At 58.5% G+C, this 508-nt stretch carries 1 protein-coding gene; it reads right to left on the bottom strand.

What is annotated here, in order from left to right:
• Positions 1 to 508: multicopper oxidase domain-containing protein (locus CXF87_RS12325; protein ID WP_157826541.1), on the bottom strand; the 508-nt coding region annotated here is incomplete at both ends.

The raw sequence follows: 508 nt of genomic DNA, 5'->3' as shown, positions 1-508 counted from the left end.
ATAGCGGATGGGTTCGCGCTCGGCGGCGTCAATTATCAACGGCCCGGCGTGGCCGAGCTGTTCCTGCAAGCCGGAGTGGCTGTGGTACCAGTAGGTACCGTTCTGACGGACGGGAAAACGGTAGGTAAAGGTTTCACCAGGGGCGATACCTGCAAAGCTAACGCCAGGCACACCATCCATTTCCGGCGGTAGAATGAGACCATGCCAGTGGATGGAGGTGGGCTCGTCCAGCAGGTTGGTGACACGCAGTACTGCGTCTTGACCTTCTTTCAAACGAATCAGCGGGGCAGGACTGGTACCGTTAATGGTAATTGGTTGGGCTTCTTGTCCGTCAATAGGCAACGATTCACGGCGGATCGCCAGCGATACCTCGGGCCCTTCTTCAACGCCCTGAGCATAGACGTTGGTACGGCCCCAGGGGTTTGCCCAGGCGGGAGTTAACCCCATTGCCGCAGCGGAACCTATTCCTAGGGCAGCGCCGCCTTTTAGGACCTGCCGACGAGAAAGA

Source organism: Halomonas sp. MES3-P3E (genome assembly GCF_002836035.1).
GTDB lineage: Bacteria > Pseudomonadota > Gammaproteobacteria > Pseudomonadales > Halomonadaceae > Vreelandella > Vreelandella arctica.
The sequence above is the reverse complement of the archived record's forward strand: the minus strand, read 5'-3'. Positions and strand labels throughout refer to the sequence as shown.